This is a genomic window from Sulfobacillus sp. TH-112 (assembly GCF_057473405.1).
In genome coordinates, this window is the sequence record NZ_JBYCKN010000113.1 from 1 (window position 1) to 16,752 (window position 16,752).

At 51.0% G+C, this 16,752-nt stretch carries 16 protein-coding genes; 2 read left to right on the plus strand and 14 right to left on the minus strand.

Features of this window, described 5'->3' with window-relative positions:
* Positions 1-1,948: 1,948 nt before the first annotated feature.
* The 9 genes from nadE to ACOJWD_RS07630 all read right to left on the minus strand — a co-directional run bounded on the left by nadE (position 1,949) and on the right by ACOJWD_RS07630 (position 9,833).
* The gene (gene nadE, locus ACOJWD_RS07590; RefSeq protein WP_486992622.1) at positions 1,949-2,776 is read right to left on the minus strand and encodes an ammonia-dependent NAD(+) synthetase; all 828 of its coding nucleotides are present in this window, start codon (positions 2,774-2,776) and stop codon (positions 1,949-1,951) included.
* Positions 2,777-2,847: 71 nt separating this feature from the next.
* The gene (locus ACOJWD_RS07595; protein WP_486992623.1) at positions 2,848-3,597 is read right to left on the minus strand and encodes an ABC transporter permease; all 750 of its coding nucleotides are present in this window, start codon (positions 3,595-3,597) and stop codon (positions 2,848-2,850) included.
* Positions 3,594-4,493, minus strand: coding sequence for an ABC transporter ATP-binding protein (locus tag ACOJWD_RS07600; RefSeq protein ID WP_486992624.1), 900 nt, complete (start codon positions 4,491-4,493; stop codon positions 3,594-3,596). The genes ACOJWD_RS07595 and ACOJWD_RS07600 overlap by 4 nt, the downstream gene beginning before the upstream one ends.
* A 6-nt stretch (positions 4,494-4,499) precedes the next feature.
* On the minus strand, positions 4,500-5,294 hold the full coding sequence (locus ACOJWD_RS07605; RefSeq protein ID WP_486992625.1) for an enoyl-CoA hydratase/isomerase family protein: 795 nt from the start codon (positions 5,292-5,294) through the stop codon (positions 4,500-4,502).
* A complete protein-coding gene (locus ACOJWD_RS07610; RefSeq protein ID WP_486992626.1) occupies positions 5,287-6,231 on the minus strand; it encodes a hydroxymethylglutaryl-CoA lyase in 945 nt (314 codons plus the stop codon). The genes ACOJWD_RS07605 and ACOJWD_RS07610 overlap by 8 nt, the downstream gene beginning before the upstream one ends.
* A 16-nt stretch (positions 6,232-6,247) precedes the next feature.
* Positions 6,248-7,765 (minus strand): acyl-CoA carboxylase subunit beta, encoded by a 1,518-nt coding sequence (locus ACOJWD_RS07615; RefSeq protein WP_486992627.1) that lies wholly within the window; start codon positions 7,763-7,765, stop codon positions 6,248-6,250.
* Positions 7,766-7,796: 31 nt separating this feature from the next.
* On the minus strand, positions 7,797-8,009 hold the full coding sequence (locus ACOJWD_RS07620; RefSeq protein WP_486992628.1) for an acetyl-CoA carboxylase biotin carboxyl carrier protein subunit: 213 nt from the start codon (positions 8,007-8,009) through the stop codon (positions 7,797-7,799).
* Between the two features lie 48 nt (positions 8,010-8,057).
* Positions 8,058-8,690: a hypothetical protein gene (locus ACOJWD_RS07625; RefSeq protein WP_486992629.1), complete on the minus strand. Its 633-nt coding sequence runs from the start codon at positions 8,688-8,690 to the stop codon at positions 8,058-8,060.
* Positions 8,691-9,833, minus strand: coding sequence for an acyl-CoA dehydrogenase family protein (locus ACOJWD_RS07630; RefSeq protein ID WP_486992630.1), 1,143 nt, complete (start codon positions 9,831-9,833; stop codon positions 8,691-8,693).
* A 217-nt stretch (positions 9,834-10,050) separates the two neighbouring features.
* On the opposite strand from ACOJWD_RS07630, the gene panB reads away from it, so the two are divergent.
* On the plus strand, positions 10,051-10,893 hold the full coding sequence (gene panB, locus ACOJWD_RS07635; protein ID WP_486992631.1) for a 3-methyl-2-oxobutanoate hydroxymethyltransferase: 843 nt from the start codon (positions 10,051-10,053) through the stop codon (positions 10,891-10,893).
* Positions 10,869-11,765 carry a ketopantoate reductase family protein gene (locus tag ACOJWD_RS07640; protein ID WP_486992632.1) on the plus strand — a complete coding sequence of 299 codons (897 nt, stop codon included), beginning with the start codon at positions 10,869-10,871 and terminating at the stop codon, positions 11,763-11,765. Before panB ends, ACOJWD_RS07640 begins: the two co-directional genes overlap by 25 nt.
* Positions 11,766-11,781: 16 nt before the next feature.
* On the opposite strand, the gene ACOJWD_RS07645 is transcribed toward ACOJWD_RS07640, so the two are convergent.
* From ACOJWD_RS07645 to ACOJWD_RS07665, 5 genes are all read right to left on the minus strand, one after another.
* Complete coding sequence (locus ACOJWD_RS07645) at positions 11,782-12,879, minus strand: NAD(P)/FAD-dependent oxidoreductase (RefSeq protein WP_486992633.1); 1,098 nt, start codon at positions 12,877-12,879, stop codon at positions 11,782-11,784.
* A gap of 199 nt (positions 12,880-13,078) precedes the next feature.
* Positions 13,079-13,558 carry a methylated-DNA--[protein]-cysteine S-methyltransferase gene (locus tag ACOJWD_RS07650; protein WP_486992634.1) on the minus strand — a complete coding sequence of 160 codons (480 nt, stop codon included), beginning with the start codon at positions 13,556-13,558 and terminating at the stop codon, positions 13,079-13,081.
* The gene (locus ACOJWD_RS07655) at positions 13,555-14,115 is read right to left on the minus strand and encodes an Ada metal-binding domain-containing protein (protein WP_486992635.1); all 561 of its coding nucleotides are present in this window, start codon (positions 14,113-14,115) and stop codon (positions 13,555-13,557) included. Before ACOJWD_RS07655 ends, ACOJWD_RS07650 begins: the two co-directional genes overlap by 4 nt.
* Before the next feature lie 335 nt (positions 14,116-14,450).
* A complete protein-coding gene (gad, locus tag ACOJWD_RS07660) occupies positions 14,451-15,851 on the minus strand; it encodes a glutamate decarboxylase (RefSeq protein WP_486992636.1) in 1,401 nt (466 codons plus the stop codon).
* 106 nt (positions 15,852-15,957) lie between these two features.
* The coding region (locus ACOJWD_RS07665; protein WP_486992637.1) for an MFS transporter at positions 15,958-16,752 on the minus strand (795 nt) is incomplete at its 5' end.

The following is a 16,752-nucleotide window of genomic DNA, read 5'->3' on the forward strand; positions in this document are numbered from 1 at the left end:
GGAACAGGGTCACGCAAGCAGCAATTTCTGTCTTGCACCAGCGGAGGCCTCTCGACTCGTCGGGAGGTTTTTCTATTGGTCGCATCAACATCCATCCCTCAATATCCATTTCCCCTCTCCCCCGTGCCTGTATCGAGCATACGGCACTCGTCCCCATGCCTGACTTCTCACAACTGCTCCGTGCCTAATTCTATGCGTTATACCGGCCCCGGCAGGGGACCATTTCCTCGGGGGACTATGTTTTGATAATTTAGTCTATTATTCAGCAAGTAGCACGAGTGCATACAGTCACCTGGATAATAGCTATTATGATATTTCCACAGATGAGACGACAACAATGGCTGAGTTAGCCGACACGCATATTCAATTCAGTCAATCGACCTCAAGTGAGATTGTAGCAGGTACGGCGGGTGGCGCAATTGGGGCGGCCTACTGGAGGTACTGGAGTATCCATAGTAGCCGCAGCAATATCAGGATATGCTGGGATTACGCTTAACAATAATCTGTCCTCCTTGCTTGATAATCGCGGATGTCTATGGATTGCTTTCACACCGAATCCCCCAAGCGAAACCTACGCGGGCTATTCCGATGTTAATCTATAATTATGTCGAGGTAAGACCGTATTCACGCAGTGATTACCTCTGGGCGGTGCAAACTTAATAGTATAATCTGACTAAGAAAAGATTATCTATCTCCCTAAACGAGGCGATTGACCATGCCATCACCACTTAGCGGCGAGAATGCAGGATACTAGACTACATTGCCAAGGCTTGGCCACCGGTCGGCGCTTTATGTTTATTTATGGCCATCGCGCATCGCCCGGTCACAACTCGAGAATTTACTGCTATTGCCGGGGTGGTGTTGATTCCGTCGACGATAGCGTATACGGTGGGTATTTTGGTCCATGAAGGGAAGCATTCACCGTAGATGAGCGTGGGGAAGTCCACTTGTGTGGGACGACCTGCAAGTTTCTCTGCAAAATTGGTGATGTCGCATAAGAGGCCGTTTGTGCGATCCGGAATTCGTCCCAATCAGGTGGTCTGAAATGATTCATGTGACGACTAAACCCTGACGACTTAAGCCAGACCGAAATTGACCTACTTTACCTTATGCAGCCCATTGTTTCGACGTGATGCCATTTTCTCATCGCCAACTTCCCATGGGTCAAATTCCAAAAGGGACGACGTGTCTATCGAATTGGCTCTGCCACATGTTCGTCGCGTTCTGATAATGTCTTGTTTGTTAGCATCCGCAAGTGCCATAGGAATGCGATGTCTATCACCGAGTAAAAGGGTGAGAGCTTTTTGCGCTGTGCTAGAGGTCGCATTCTGATTGGGGTTGAAGGGGTTGGCTGAAAAAACTTTACCCCACTCGTGCACGGAATCATGCGCCTTGCGAGGCGCCGCTTGGCCTCGATGGGGGAATTTGACCCCAGTGGGGTCGATCGGAGGAAAATGGCAAACGTTTTTATACAGTCCCGGGTTACATGACCCCACCACATCGGCCCACGATATGTCCAAATACTCCCCCCTCTCTCTTAAACACCGCTTAATCTGGATCTGGATTTGTCCCCATGAAAAACCATGTTATTGTGCCGCTACCCCATCCGCCATAGTGCTAGAAAAACCAAAAAAGGCCGAGCACCCCGGCCGCTATCGTGATGATCCACCATCAGTTGTGTTAACGCATGCTCGACTGTCTTAAGAACCGTTGCCAGCACGCTAAGGTCATCGCATAGCCATCCATTGACCTTCGCGACTTGAGCAATCGTTTCCTAGAATCAATTACGGGAATGCCCAGTTCAGATGAATGGCATCTTTTGCCACGTTATCCAGTGCTTGGCCACGCATCTGGCCCGGACTGGTGCAACGAGACAAGCCCTTCACCGTTAGCCAGACACGTTCTCGTCATGAATAATGACAATGCGCCTTCGCGATGGCGCCAAACGCTATTTCTTCCACCAACTGTCGAAAGGGGTCACCGGTAAATGCCGCTTATGTTCCGTGATAATATATCGTTGCTCAATCTTTGCTGCGACACTCGCATCCACCGACTGCCCCTCTAAATAGTTATCGATTTGTTCGTAAGTGAGGCCAAGTTCCGTTTCATCTAATTGGCCGGGGATAGCATCCAATAAATCTGCTGTGGGCGCTTTCATGTAAATCGCTGAATCCGCTCCTAAAAATTTTAGAAGCTCACGTCCTTGTCGCTTAGTGAGTCCCGAAAGAGGTGTAATATCGACCCCCCCATCCCCGTACTTCGTGAAGAACCCGGTCACGGCTTCGGCTGCATGGTCCGTTCCCACCACTATCCCCTTATAGCCCGTCGCAAACCGATATTGCACGGCCATGCGTTCCTGAGCCTTTTGGTTTCCGCGATTAAAATCGCTCATCATCTCTCCTGTCGCCTCTTCAAAACTCTTCGCCGCCGCTTCCACAGCCGGACGAATATTCACCACGTATGACTTATCTGGGCGAATAAATGTCAAGGCTCGCTGTGCATCCTCTTCATCCACTTGTTTCCCATAGGGCAACCGCAACGCGATAAACATATATGGTGTTTTTCCTTGTGCTCGCAATCCCTCGACCGCCAATTGACATAGCCGTCCGCACAAACTCGAATCCTGCCCACCCGAAATGCCTAATACCAGCGTGCTTGCCGACGCATAGTAAAGGTATTGTTGAATAAAAGCAATACGGTCTGCAATTTCTTGTTCTACATCAATAACAGGCTTTACGCCGAGCGCTTCTTGAATTTGTACTTGCATCGAAGACATCTATTCCCCACCTTTCTTGCCATAATATCACTCATACTCTCTTTATCGCGAAAAAGCAACAAAGTATCTCGCTAATTTCCATTAGGTCGTGCGTCGAGTCGTCGCTGCACCCATGCCGCCAATCCCACAAATATAATCGTATAGGCTAAAAGAATACCGACGTCGACTAACGGAATCGGCTTCCCTTCTAAAAGGTTCCAGGCCGGATCGGCATACCGGTAGGTCGGCATCACCCGAGCGATGTCTTGCATCACTTTGGGCAATACGTCAATTGGTGTCCACAATCCTCCTAAAAATGACAGCCCCAAGTAGGCCAATGTTCCCAAAACCTGAGCGGCGTTACCGGTCATGCCAATCAGTACGCCAATCGCAGCAAAAGGTATCGATCCTACCCAAATCCAGAGAATAATCTCCAACCAACGCACGGCAGGAAGCGTCACATGTTGATTTCCATAGGCAACCACAAAGACCACAATGACAATCATCAGAGATAGTGCGAGTTGAGTGAGAACTTTACTCAAAGCATACCCAGTCGACGATAGCGGCGTCGTTCGTAGCCACCGCACCCACCCACTTTTTCTTTCCATGGAGAGACGCACTCCCAAAGTACTGACCGACGCTCCCACCACGCCAAAGCTTGCCATAGACACCATAAAATATGCGCGCCAGTCTGTCCCTGCAATAGATACCGCACTGGTCGGCACTATATGGATAAAAATGAGATAGAATCCCACGGGCATTAACAACGTGAACACAAAAAACTGCCGATCACGAATCGTTCTCAAGAGATCGGCCTTAACATGGGACCATAATGGTCTCATGTCACAGACCCATGATGCTGGGTAAGGCGAAAAAAAGCGTCTTCCAATCCGCCACCCGTGACCTCCACATCGCGCACCGCACGCCCCTGAACAAAAATTGCTTTTAACGTCGCATCGGAATCAGCGGTTAACACCGATACTTGTCTCCCCGCTATCTGCACATCTAGTACCTCCGGCCATCGCTTAATCTCGTCAATGAAAACCGTGTCATCGGTCACAAATCGTACTTCACGCCCCCCAAATTGCATCTTAATCTGTTCCGGAGGAGCGTCGGCCACGACTTTGCCATGATTCATCACCATAATACGATCTGTAATGAGATCAGCCTCTTTAAGATCATGTGTCGTCAGAATCAGTGAATGACCTGCCCCGACAAAGCTCCTTAAAGCATCCCAAAAATGCCTCTTAGACCCGACATCCATTCCCACCGTCGGCTCATCAAGAAACAGCACATCGGGATTACCTGTCATAGCTAAAGCAAATTGCAGACGACGCGTCTTTCCCCCAGACAAAAGATGGGCCATCGCATTGGCATCCTCCTCCAACCCTGAAAGATGCAACAGTTCCTCTAAGGATCGTGGTGTCGTATAGAATCCGCGAAACAAATTAAGGCATTCCCGTACGCGCAGTCGTTCAGGAACGCTCACATTTTGCAATACCACCCCAATACGTTCATGACTCTGAGGATCCGCCGGATCGTGCCCAAAAAGCTTCACCTTGCCCACACTAGGCCGCAACAATCCTAACATCATTTGAATACTAGTAGTTTTACCGGCACCATTTGGTCCCAAAAGAGCGATAGCTTCACCCCCATGAAGGGTAAATGACACGTGATCTACTGCTGCACGAGCTCCAAAATGCTTTGATACCTGATCGAATTCAATAAATGCTGGCAACCATCGCTACCCCCCTTTGTATACCTTAGTACGCGATGGCCACTGCGGAGCCCGCTTTTCTAGAAACGCGCTAACCCCCTCGCGGGAATCCTCCGATAATGCCACCAAAGCTACCAAATTTCTCAGATTCTCCATCGCCTCATCCACCGTCCCTGACTGCGCGAGACGCCATCCCTCTTTACCCAATTTGGCAATAATGGTACTCCCACTACGAATTTCACTAGCCATTTCTTGTGCAGTCTGATTGAGGTGCTCCTTGGGGACTAGTCGATTGATGAGCCCCCAAGACTCCGCTGTCTCCGCATTAATGATTCGTCCTGTCAATCCCAGCTCGAGCGTCCGTCGCGCTCCAATCAAACGGGTAATAGGTGCCGTTACCACCATGGGATAGAGACCCACCTTCACTTCGGGTAACCCAAATTGCGTATCCTCTGCGGCCACTAATAAGTCCACGGCCGCCGCAAGCCCCATTCCCCCAGCCAGCGTATAACCAAACACGGCTCCGATTACCGGCTGCGGCATTTGCTCAATCGCCGCAATCAACTGAGCCATTTTTCCAAAGTAAGCACGCGCCTCCTCCATGGTGGTAATCCGACCGACTTCAGCCAAATCGGCGCCAGCACAAAAGGCGCGTTCTCCCGCCGCGGTCAAGATGACAACCTCCACCTCCGGGTCGGAAGCCAAATGGGAAAAAGTGGCCAACAGTTCTTCAATGGTTTCGGAATTAAGAGCATTACGCACTTCCGGACGATTAATCATCACCGTAGCGATGGTTCCCTGATGCACCGTCACATTATTCATGGAGTGTGCCCTCAATACCTACTGGAATCATTCGTCCCCCAGCTTGAAAGACACGTGACGGTACCGCATGTCCAATTGCTTGTTCCAAAAATCGCGTAACCGTCAACAAACGTGCCAAATCAATACCGGTCTTCACTCCCATCTCCTGTAGAGTATATACCGCATCCTCGGTAGAAAGATTACCCCCGGCTCCAGGAGAAAAAGGGGAGCCTCCAATGCCTCCTAGTGCGGTTTCAAATCTGATACAGCCCGCTACCAATCCCGCTAATAAATTTGCCAGTGCCGTCCCGCGATTATCATGAAAATGAAGTCCTAATCGAACCATTGGGGCGTTCATGCGAAATGAATGCACCATTTCGGCCACCTGTAAGGGATTGGCTACGCCAACCGTATCGCCCAAAGTAATATCGGCAATTCCCATACTTTCCAACCGCGCCGCAAGGTCAAGCACCGCATTAACCGGCACCCGTCCTTCATAGGGGCACCCAAACGAGGTCACAATCACCGCGCTTACCGGCACACCTTCTCCTCGTGCCATGTCGCAGATGCGATGAAACCCTGCCAGCGAGTCTGAAATCGAACAGTGCACATTTTTATAATTATGCGTTTCGCTGGCCGATAAAAATACCGTGATTTCATCCGGCTTAGTGGAAAGCGCCCGCTCCGCACCTTTAGGATTAGGCACCAATACCGCATACGTAACGCCGGGTTTCCGTTCAATACGAGCCATAACCTCTTCCGCGCCTGCCATCTGCGGCAACCACTTGGGACTCACAAATGATGTCGCCTCAATATGAGGCACCCCGACAGCGGTTAACTGGTTCACTAGCTGCACGCGCTCATCCACGCTTAATACCTTAGATTCGGCCTGCAGTCCATCGCGAGGAGACACATCTTTTATTTCGACTCGTTCAGGTAAATCCGATCTCTCTAACATGACCACTCTTCCCCCTTTAAACCGGTGTCACAGGGTGACGTCGTCGGCTAAATTCGCGGTTCTTATTTTCATATAGGGTAAGCCGGCGAGCTACCTCGTCCCGAAGATTCTCTGGCAAAATGACTTCGTCCACAATAAGTTCTGATGCTAGGCGAGCAATGTCAATATCCTCACGATACTCTTGCTGCTTTTGCTGCACAAAAGTTCGTTTTTCCTCACCTTCGAGTTCCTGAATATGATTAAAATAGACCGCATTCACGGCCGCTTCCGGTCCCATGACGGCAATTTGAGCGGTCGGCAAGGCAATATTGACGTCAGAGCCAAATGCGGGACCCGCCATCGCATAAAGGCCTGCGCCATAGGCCTTTCGGACAATCACGCTGATTTTAGGCACCGTCGCTTCCGAGACCGCGGCAATGAGTTTGGCTCCATGTCGAATTATTCCTTCTCGCTCCACTTTGGTACCAATCATGAAACCAGGCACATCCGCCAAAAATAGTAAGGGAATATTAAATGCATCGCAGAGATTGATGAACCGAGTAGCCTTGTCTGCACTATCGACAAACAAAACGCCGCCCTTAATCTTCGACTGATTAGCGACAATCCCGATCGCTCGTCCATTGATGCGGGCTAATCCGGTCAAAATTTCCTGAGCAAAGAGCGGTTTTATGGGAAACCAACTGTCCTCATCAATCAAGCGTTCAATCACCCGATGCATATCAAACGGGACATTCTGATTGTCGGGAATCACCCGCTCCCAATTTTGACTCACCGGCACCCGAGGTTCTGCTGAAACCGGGCGTTTCTCAAAATTATCCGGCATATACCGAAAATATGTACGCCCCAAACGGATAGCTTCGTCTTCCGTGCTGGCGAGGAGGTCCCCTACGCCACTCACGGTGCAGTGCATGCGGGCTCCTCCCATTTCTTCCAAAGACACTTTTTCCCCAATGACCATTTCGGCCATTCTTGGCGAACCCAAATACATTGAAGCGTTCTTTTCGACCATAATGACAATGTCAGTAAAAGCGGGAATATACGCCCCGCCAGCGGCACTCGGGCCAAACAAAAGACAAATTTGTGGGACTCGGCCCGATAGTTTAATTTGGTTATAAAAAATCCTGCCCGCGCCCCGCCTGCCAGGAAACATTTCCACTTGATCCGTAATCCGCGCGCCAGCAGAATCCACTAAATAAAATATCGGGCAATTCAGATCTAGTGCTTTCTCTTGAATCCGCACTATTTTTTCCACGGTTCGCGATCCCCAAGAACCCGCTTTCACGGTGGGATCATTCGCCATCACCACCACGGTTCGCCCATCAATGCTTCCAGTAACCGTCACCACACCATCGGCCGACAAGCCCTGCTCTCGATTATTGGCTAATAGGCCGTCTTCCACCCACCCAGGATCAAGTAACCGGGCCAGACGCTCGCGAACCGGAAGTTTTCCTTCGTCCTGCAATCGTATCCGATACTTTTCAGGGCCCCCGAGCTTAACATCCTCTCTGAGGCGCTTCAGTTCTTCAGCTTTCACTCATGTCGCTCCTTCACCACCAAAGTGTCCTCTATACTAAAATCACTAAGGGGTCTCCTTCGTTGACGAAGTCCCCTTCATGCGCAGTAACTTCTTGGACAATGCCATCTACGTCCGCCTCAATCGGGATCTCCATCTTCATGGATTCCATCACCACCACTTCCTGTCCAGCGGTGATGGAATCGCCAGGCTTTACCAGAACTTTAAAGACCGTCCCCGCTAGACTCGCCACAATCGCACTCATTAGAATTTCTCCTCCTCACATAGATGTTAATGCGTCCTCTCCCCAATCCTAAGAGGGCATCGGACTCCAATGTCTCAAATCCTCTCTTAAAGAGAGGAACCACCATCCGCCGTCGCTAGGTGCCGGTACGATCGCGCCGGCGTTCCAATACCCATCCGGCAATTGTGGGCCTCGCAGAAAGAGCCCGTCATGACCATAACGCACATCAAGCTCTTCACTAAATACTAGTGAGCCATTGCGATCAATGCGACCGAGAGGCCCAAGAACTTCAGGGCAAAACAACACCTGAAAATCACCACAATCCATTAACGTAATGCCACGAACACCGTAGGGCGATGGATACCCATTAAACTGACCCGACGACACCCCATTGAGCCAGCGAACATACCACTGAGGACTCGCCATCGCACCGAGGTCGTAGGCGTCCCAGACTCTTAGTGCGGCATTGAGGGAGCGAGACGAAAACGCCAACAATCGTCCCGCATGAGTCGGTCCAACGACCACTGGGCGCGTCAAGACCTCCGGCGACACGATATAAGCCCACCCTTGGGGCAAAGGGACATCGCGTAGAGCACCCACGCTTCTCCAATCTAGGCGTACAACTTCGCCTAAGGACCACGCTTCGCGACACCCCTCCCACGTCAATGGTCGCGGGACTTCACGATACCAAGCGTTCGCCATCTACCGAACCTCAAATCCCAACTGACGTGCAATAACGAGCCGCTGAACTTCAGAAGTACCTTCGCCAATCTCTAGCAACTTCGCATCACGAAGATAACGTTCCACGGGGAAATCCTTCATATAGCCCGCCCCACCGTGAATTTGCACCGCTTGATTTGATGCCCGCATCGCGGCTTCGGAAGCAAATAGTTTCGCCATGGCCGCTTCTTTGGCATAGGGTCGATGCTGATCTTTAAGCCATGCTGCCTTCAAAACCAATGTCCGAGCCATTTCCACTTCCATCGCCATATCGGCCAATTTAAATGAGATGGCTTGAAATTCCCCTATCGCCCGACCAAATTGCTGCCGCTCCCGAGCATATGCGAGAGAAGAATCTAATGCTGCTTGAGCCACTCCGACACTCAGTGCTCCAATACTAATTCGACCACCATCCAAGATGTCGAGAAACTGATGTAACCCTTTTCCTTCTTCCCCTAATAAATAGTCATGAGGAATCCGTACCTGATCAAAGTGAATCTCGCAGGTTTCTGATGACCGCATACCCAACTTCTGATAAGCGCACCGCACACTCACTCCTTCTTGCTGTCGAGGGATAATAAATGCGGAGATCTTGCGATGTTCTCGCGATGTTCTCGCGGTAGCCACGATATATCCTGAATGCCCGGCATTCGTGATATAGCATTTCTCACCACTAATGACCCACTCGTCTCCGTCCTGTTCTGCAAAGGTCGTAGTCCCACCTGCGTCCGATCCCGCACCGGGTTCCGTAAGACCAAAAGCGGCTAAATAGGTCCCGTCAATGGCCCGCGTAAGGTACTCTTGCTTTTGTGACTGACTACCAAAAAAATAGAGAGGGGAACATCCTAACGACACATGTGCCGCAAACCCGAGACCAAGCGAGGCGTCCACCCGACTAATTTCTTCGACTGCCAGTGCATAACTAACGGTATTCCCGCCGGACCCTCCCCACTCTTCAGAAAAGGGAATACCAAAAAAACCGAGTTCCCCCATTTGATGCATCAAATCAAAGGAAAACTCGGATTTTTCATCGCGCTCTGCAGCTCCCGGTGATACGACCCGTTCGGCAAAATCTCGCACGGTCTGGCGAATCATTACTTCGTCTTCGGTTAAATCAAAGTTCAAGACCATCCCTCCAAAGCTAACCAGGACTTTATTTCTTCACGCCAGGATAAACTAGCGGGAACGAAAAATACTCCCAGCTCATCCAATTTTTCATCAGTTATATGCTACCATCTAATCTAACGGAACGAAAGGTGAGAACGCGTCATACAAAAGATCCGAGGTTCATTTGGACGGTCTACCCCTTTGTTGACCTTGGTAAAAAGGAAGGATACCTCATATGGCAGAACGAATGACAGCGCAAAGATTACGTCATACCAAAGGAGAGACTCCCTTGGTATGGCTCACTGCCTACGATTACAATCAAGCGCAACTTGCTGAGGAATCGGGAATTGATGTGATTCTGGTTGGTGACTCAGTCGGCACCACCGTGATGGGGTACAATTCCACCATTCCAGTAACCCTCGATAATATGCTCTATCACGCGCAACTGGTCCGTAGAGGCGCTCCCAACACCATGATGGTAGTAGATTTGCCGTTTCTGACCTTTGCGACTGTGGACAAAGCACTGGATAGTGCCGGCCAACTCATGCAACAAGCACTCGCCGATGGAGTCAAGCTGGAAGGGGGAGAAAAGGTTATTGATGCGGTTGATGCGCTCGTACGTGCTGACATTCCTGTCATCGGCCATCTGGGCCTCACCCCGCAAAGCGTACACTCGATGGGCGGCTATCGTGTTCAAGCGCGCACCCAAACCGCGATCCAGACGTTGGTCGACGACGCGAAGCGTCTAGCCGATCACGGTATATCTGCCCTGGTGCTGGAAGGCATTCCTGACCGCGTAGCGAGTTACGTCACGCAAGTCATCTCGGTCCCCACCATCGGCATTGGAGCGGGTAATGGGACGGATGGTCAAGTCTTAGTCTTTTATGATTGTCTTGGCCTCACGTCCAACTATCCTAAATTTGCCAAACCCTTTGCTGACGTTCGATCCACCATTTTAGGAGGATTACAAGCCTATCAAAATGATGTCCGCTCCCATGCATTTCCTGATGATGCTCATAGTTACCATGTGCCAGAAAAGGAGTGGCAAGCGTTTTGGAGTCAAATGCAGCAGGATTGACCATTGCGATTTTAGGTACCGGATCGATGGGTCGCTATTGGGCATATCAACTGCAGCATCTTAACCCGTTCATCGTAGGAACGGTGTCTTCACCGTATGCAGTCTGGGACGATTCGCGTCGTAGCGTAATTCATCCCTCGTATTATCATTGGCACGCCACGCCTGCCAAAACGCCCAACATTGTTATTCTCTCCGTTAAGTGGCGAACGATTGATGCTGCCGCTCACTGGATCGAACAATTTGCCCCGCATGCCTTAGTAATTTCCACGATGAATGGCATGGGACAAGAAAACTCTCTTGCGCACCTACAACATTTGACGCTCTGTCTTGGCACCACTACCACCGCGGTCTCTCGTCACGATTTAGACGGCAGTGAACCAGAGATCGCGATAAAGAGTCACGGAATCACTGCCCTTCCGATTCTTTCCGATGCACGACTAGAATGGTTTCGCCAGTGGGCGCATCCCGGTGAGGGAAGCATTGAATGGCTCCCCTCCGACCAGATGCGCTCAATGCGCTGGCAAAAGCTTCTCCAAAACAGCGTCATTAACCCGCTCACGGCTATTGCCGGCTGCTCCAATGGGGCATTGGCCTCGATGCCGATATTTAATCTGCGCATCCCTCTATTACGTGAAGGCATGCAGGTGGCCATTCGCAAGGGCATAGCGCTTCCTGAGGACATGTCACTTCGTGTGGTTCAACTGATCGAGGCCACAAGTGCCAATCGGTCGTCTATGCTCCAAGATGTTCTGGATGGTCAACCAACCGAGATTGCTGCCATTAACGGCTACATCGTAGCTGAAGCGCAAAAACTCGGATTAAACGCCCCCACGCATGCGGCTCTCATTGCTCTCATGACAGCACTCCAGTGACGAAGAGACAGGTGGCCTAAAAAGGCCACCCTTTACCAAAGGCACGGGATAATTTGAGACGATATTGTTGGAACGACAATGCTTTCAATGTTCGCGCTGAGCTTCCGCGAACCGGAATGCCCCCACGAATAACCCACCCTACACCCCGACCCGGATCGAGAGAAATTAGCATTCCTCGAATGCGCGGTTTAAAGGGGTCTGGCAATTTTTCGCCACGTATAGCACGCGTCAACGCTTCGCCTACGTAATGTCCTGCTAAGGATGCGAGCTGCGCTGTTTGCGGAATCTCTTGATGGCCATTCTTTACACGCCAGACGTCCCCAGCGGCAAACACACGCTCGGACACTCGGCCCTCAGGACTCACCACGGGATATCCGTGAGTGTCTAAGGGCAGATCGGTCTCTTTCAACCATTGCGGAGCCCGAATACCTCCAGCCCAAATCAGCACATCATATTGGATTTCATCGCGCTCAAGTTTTAACGTATGCCCCTCAACACGAACTAACTTTTGTCCAAGCAACACTTGCACCCCGGCCTCTGACAATTGCTTACGTGCATAAGTCGCAAGCCCTGATCCCAAACCCGGGAGCAGTCGTTTCATCCCCTCAATGAGCCAGACATCATGGTCAGGAGCCAAGATGCCAGCCACTTCTGTCCCAGTGAGTCCACCTCCAACGATGACAATACGTTGATGCGCCACATAGCTGAGCTTAGACTTAATCACTCGCGTATCATGGGCGTTCCTCAGCGGCAGGGCTAAGTCTTGCAATCCCGGAATAGGGGGATAACTGGTCACGGTTCCCGGAGAAAGAACCAGCCAATCATAGGGCATGGTTTCACCACTTGCCAGTCTCACAATGCGTTCTTTAGAGTTAATCCCCACAGCACCGTCTTTAAGATGACGAATCGAGGTGCCCGAAAAAATCTCATCAAACTCCACTACGTGCTCTTCAATCGGATCGTGTTCGCGTAGGGCTTCCGGCAGTTCAGGAATCAGTTCATGACTATCACCGGGATCCACTAACACAATTTCATGATTACTGAGATGTCTTACTTCTCCTATACATGCCAGTCCAGCATACCCGCCACCAATAACGACAATGCGGTCGGCCATCTTTTTCCTCCTCACTTGCCCGAGTGATGCATTGCCAGATTCGGGGAATATTTGTCAGTAATCATAGCATACCGTCCAAGCTTTTTTCTCATCCGTGGACAGTCTGGATGGTCAAATCACAGATTAATGACATTTTCCTCATTAGACACTGACGACGCACTGCATAAAGAGCCTTTTTAGACACACTATTTCACGTGCTTTACCACTTCAGACCGGACACTCCCTCGAGTTGGAGTAACCGGGCCTTGAGAGGGAGCCCTCCTCGAAATCCAGTCAATGTGCCATTGGCGCCAATGACCCGATGGCAGGGAACCACAATTGGCAGTGGATTTTGACCAATGGCGTGGGCAACCGCCCGAATGGCCCGAGGACGCCCAATCATTTCTGCGACCTCCCCATAGCTGCAGGTATGCCCATAGGGGATCTGCTGCAACGCGGTCCATACCGAACATTGAAAAGTTGTTCCCACAAAGCGTAGTGGTATGGACCACGTCACACGCATCCCGGCACAATATTCCTCCACCTCACGGCCCCATAACGCCAGACTCGGGTGGTCAGGCCAGGCACTTTTTTCCTGGACTTGATTGGGTAGAAGAATTTGCGTGAGCGCACTTGGGGTGCCCACTAAACGAAAGGCGTCATCGCCCCATCGAACATCATAGCTAAACAGTGAATTCATATAGGCGTCTCCTCATGAGTCGGCTGATTCCGGAACTGTGTAGGCGTCATACCCGATCGCTTGACAAACCACCTCGCGAAATACGAAGGGGTCATCTGTAATTTGGACGCCACCGCCACAATGGTCTCGTCTTCGTTAGCAAGCAAAATCCGGGCTTGGTGCTCCCAAATGCCATTTCGGCACTCGCGATAACTTATCTGCTGATCACGCTGCAACGTTCGAGAAATATGACGAGCACTCACATTGAGCCGCTGGGCGACCTCCGATAAGGTTAATCGCCGCGGGAATTCGCTCAGTACTAGACGCACGACATCCTGTGTCAACGCCGTACTGGGATGAATTTGTCCCTCGGGCCGACATCGTTTACAGGGACGATAACCGTGTTGAAGCGCCTCGTTCAACGTCGCAAATGGCTCAATATTCGCTCGCTTCGGTATCCGGGAGCGACATGACGGGAGACAGACTATGCGCGTTGTGCGAATACCGATAAAAATCATCCCGTCATACTGATGAGAGCGATGCACGATAGCCTGGTACAAATTGTCATGAACCTCCATGAACTCATCCCCTATGCCAAAAGTATAGAGTAGAAGCGGAGGATGGCTAGCCCTTCTGAATAGGAGGTCTTATTTGTATCAGATAGCGGTGGCCCAGTGGTGCAGTAGACATCGGTCGGCAAGCAATTTGTCATGCGAAAGTGCCCATATCGTTCGGCCTCCTCATGACCGACAACTGTTTTTGTCCCCTACACTCCGCCATCTGGGCATCGATCATTCCGACACAACTGAAGTGTTCCGGTTCAGGCCTGTATCACCATCTTCCCTCATCTCGCATCAACATCATGGAATGAAAAAGAGGCCCTCCATATCGAAGGACCTCTTATACTCAATTCTTAGTGATGAAAAGGCTTAGACTGTCGAACGCCCTTGGGATAAGGGGCATCCAGACTTTCTAAATGCTCTACCGCTCGGGTAAAGTCATCAAGAAAAAGATGCGCCATATCCATGGAAAAGCTGTTGCGTACCACTACCCGCATGATAGTTATATCCTCCATCGTCGGAGGAAGTGGATAGGCGGGCACCTGCCATCCTCGTTCACGCATCACATGCGACAGATCGTGCAAATCCCAATGGGCTTTATAGCTAGACTTCATACGCCAGGCAAAAACCGGGATATCGGAGCCGTCGGTCAATATGTCGAACGGGGCCATCTTATCAATTTTATGCGCCAAAAAATGGGCGACCTCTTGACATGCCTTCTGCACCTCATAGTAGCCTTCGCGTCCTAAACGCAAGAAGTTGTAATACTGCAATAACACCTGAGCACCGGGGCGTGAAAAGTTCAACCCAAAGGTCGGCATACTCCCCCCCAAGTACGACACCTCAAAGACCAATTCCTTGGGCAGCACTTCGTGACTACGCCAGATCGCCCATCCTAAGCCAGGATACACCAGTCCATACTTGTGTCCCGAGGTATTAATCGAGTGCACACGGTCAATGCGGAAATCCCACTCTAGATCGGGTTGTAAAAACGGCGCAACGAAGCCACCCGAGGCCGCATCTACGTGGATAGGAATATCTAACCCGGTTCGCTTTTGTAGGTCATCTAAGGCGGTAGCAATCTCCTTCACGGGCTCATAGACGCCGGTGTAGGTCACACCCAATACTGGCACCACCCCGATGGTATTTTCGTCCACTGCTTCCAATACCCCTTCGGCCGTCAGATATGGCCGTTCAGGAGTAACATCCACGTACCGTGCCTCAACCTCAAAGTAATTCGCGAATTTCTCCCAGACTACCTGCACGGCAGAACTAAACACGATGTTAGGATGCTCGGTCGACTTCCCTTGACCGCGGCGCATGTTTTGCCATCGCCGTTTCAAAGCAAGTCCGCCGAGCATGCAAGCCTCGGAGGAGCCGGTTGTCGAGACACCCACTGCATCTTTCGCTTCAGGCGCATTCCACAAATCCGCCATCATACGAATACAACGGTCCTCAATGGCGGCCGTTTGAGGGTACTCGTCCTTATCAATCATGTTCTTGTCGGCCGTTTCGGCGTAGATCTTTTGTGCCTGTGGCTCCATCCAGGTGCCGACAAAGGTAGCCAAGTTAAGCCGTGCATTACCGTCAAGTGCTAACTCATCGTGCACAATTTGGTATGCCGTTTCGGGCAACAGTCCCTGGTCAGGCACCTTATACCGCGGCACACTGGACTCTCCATGCCGTGCAAAAAGCGGATTAATATTCACCTCATCGGATTGATGTCCTCGATTGCGATGTGGATGCCAACTCATCAAATCCCCCCTCGTTTTCTGGTACATATGGGCCACCGTGGTAAAGCCTCGTAGACCTATTTTATTATAGCCCATATATCAGCCGTCGTACGGATTTACCCCCGTACTAAGACGAGCGACCCGCTCTAGGATATCGTCGATAAATGACTGCAGATGCGGAAAGTCCGGTAAAAACTAAGATCGCCGCGGTCCAGGGCATAGCATGGGGGCCGAAAAGGGTACTGGCCGACCCCATCAGAGCACTTCCCCCAAACGTGGCCAGACCGCTGGCCCCATTTATGATTCCCATAGCTGCCCCATGTTCTCGACTAGGTAACGACTCGGCGACTGCGCGTTGAATTCCTACGTTAAGGAGCGGATAAAGCGGCAAGGAAAAGGCAATCACCACTACAATTTGTGATGAGGAGAGCGACATAATAAGGTACATCGCCGTATAAACGGCCAGCACACGCATTAAAAGCGCTTTCCCTCCAAACCGATCTGACCAGATCCCCACTTTCGACGCCATAATCCACCCTAATCCCGTACTAATCGACGAACTCCATCCCACCCAATTGGTCGGTACGTGAACCGCATGGAGATAGAGGCCAAAATTCGTGAAAAACCCTTCGTTCCCGGCATACGCTAAGAAAAATGGCAGTACCAACAACACCGCCAATCGACGCATATTGCCCATCGGCTCATAGGATTCGGCCACTCGCGGCGTTATTTCGCTCGCAAGGGGCTGAAGGCGGATCAACACAATCGCCGGCACTATCATGAAAATCCCCAAGCCCATCATCATGTCGGGGAATGCCCGTGTGGTCAGAGAATCAATGTATCCGCCGAGGATTCCCCCCAACACCCAGCCACTCGACTGCCATTGAATACGGACAGCTAAGCGACGGCCGATTTCTCCTCC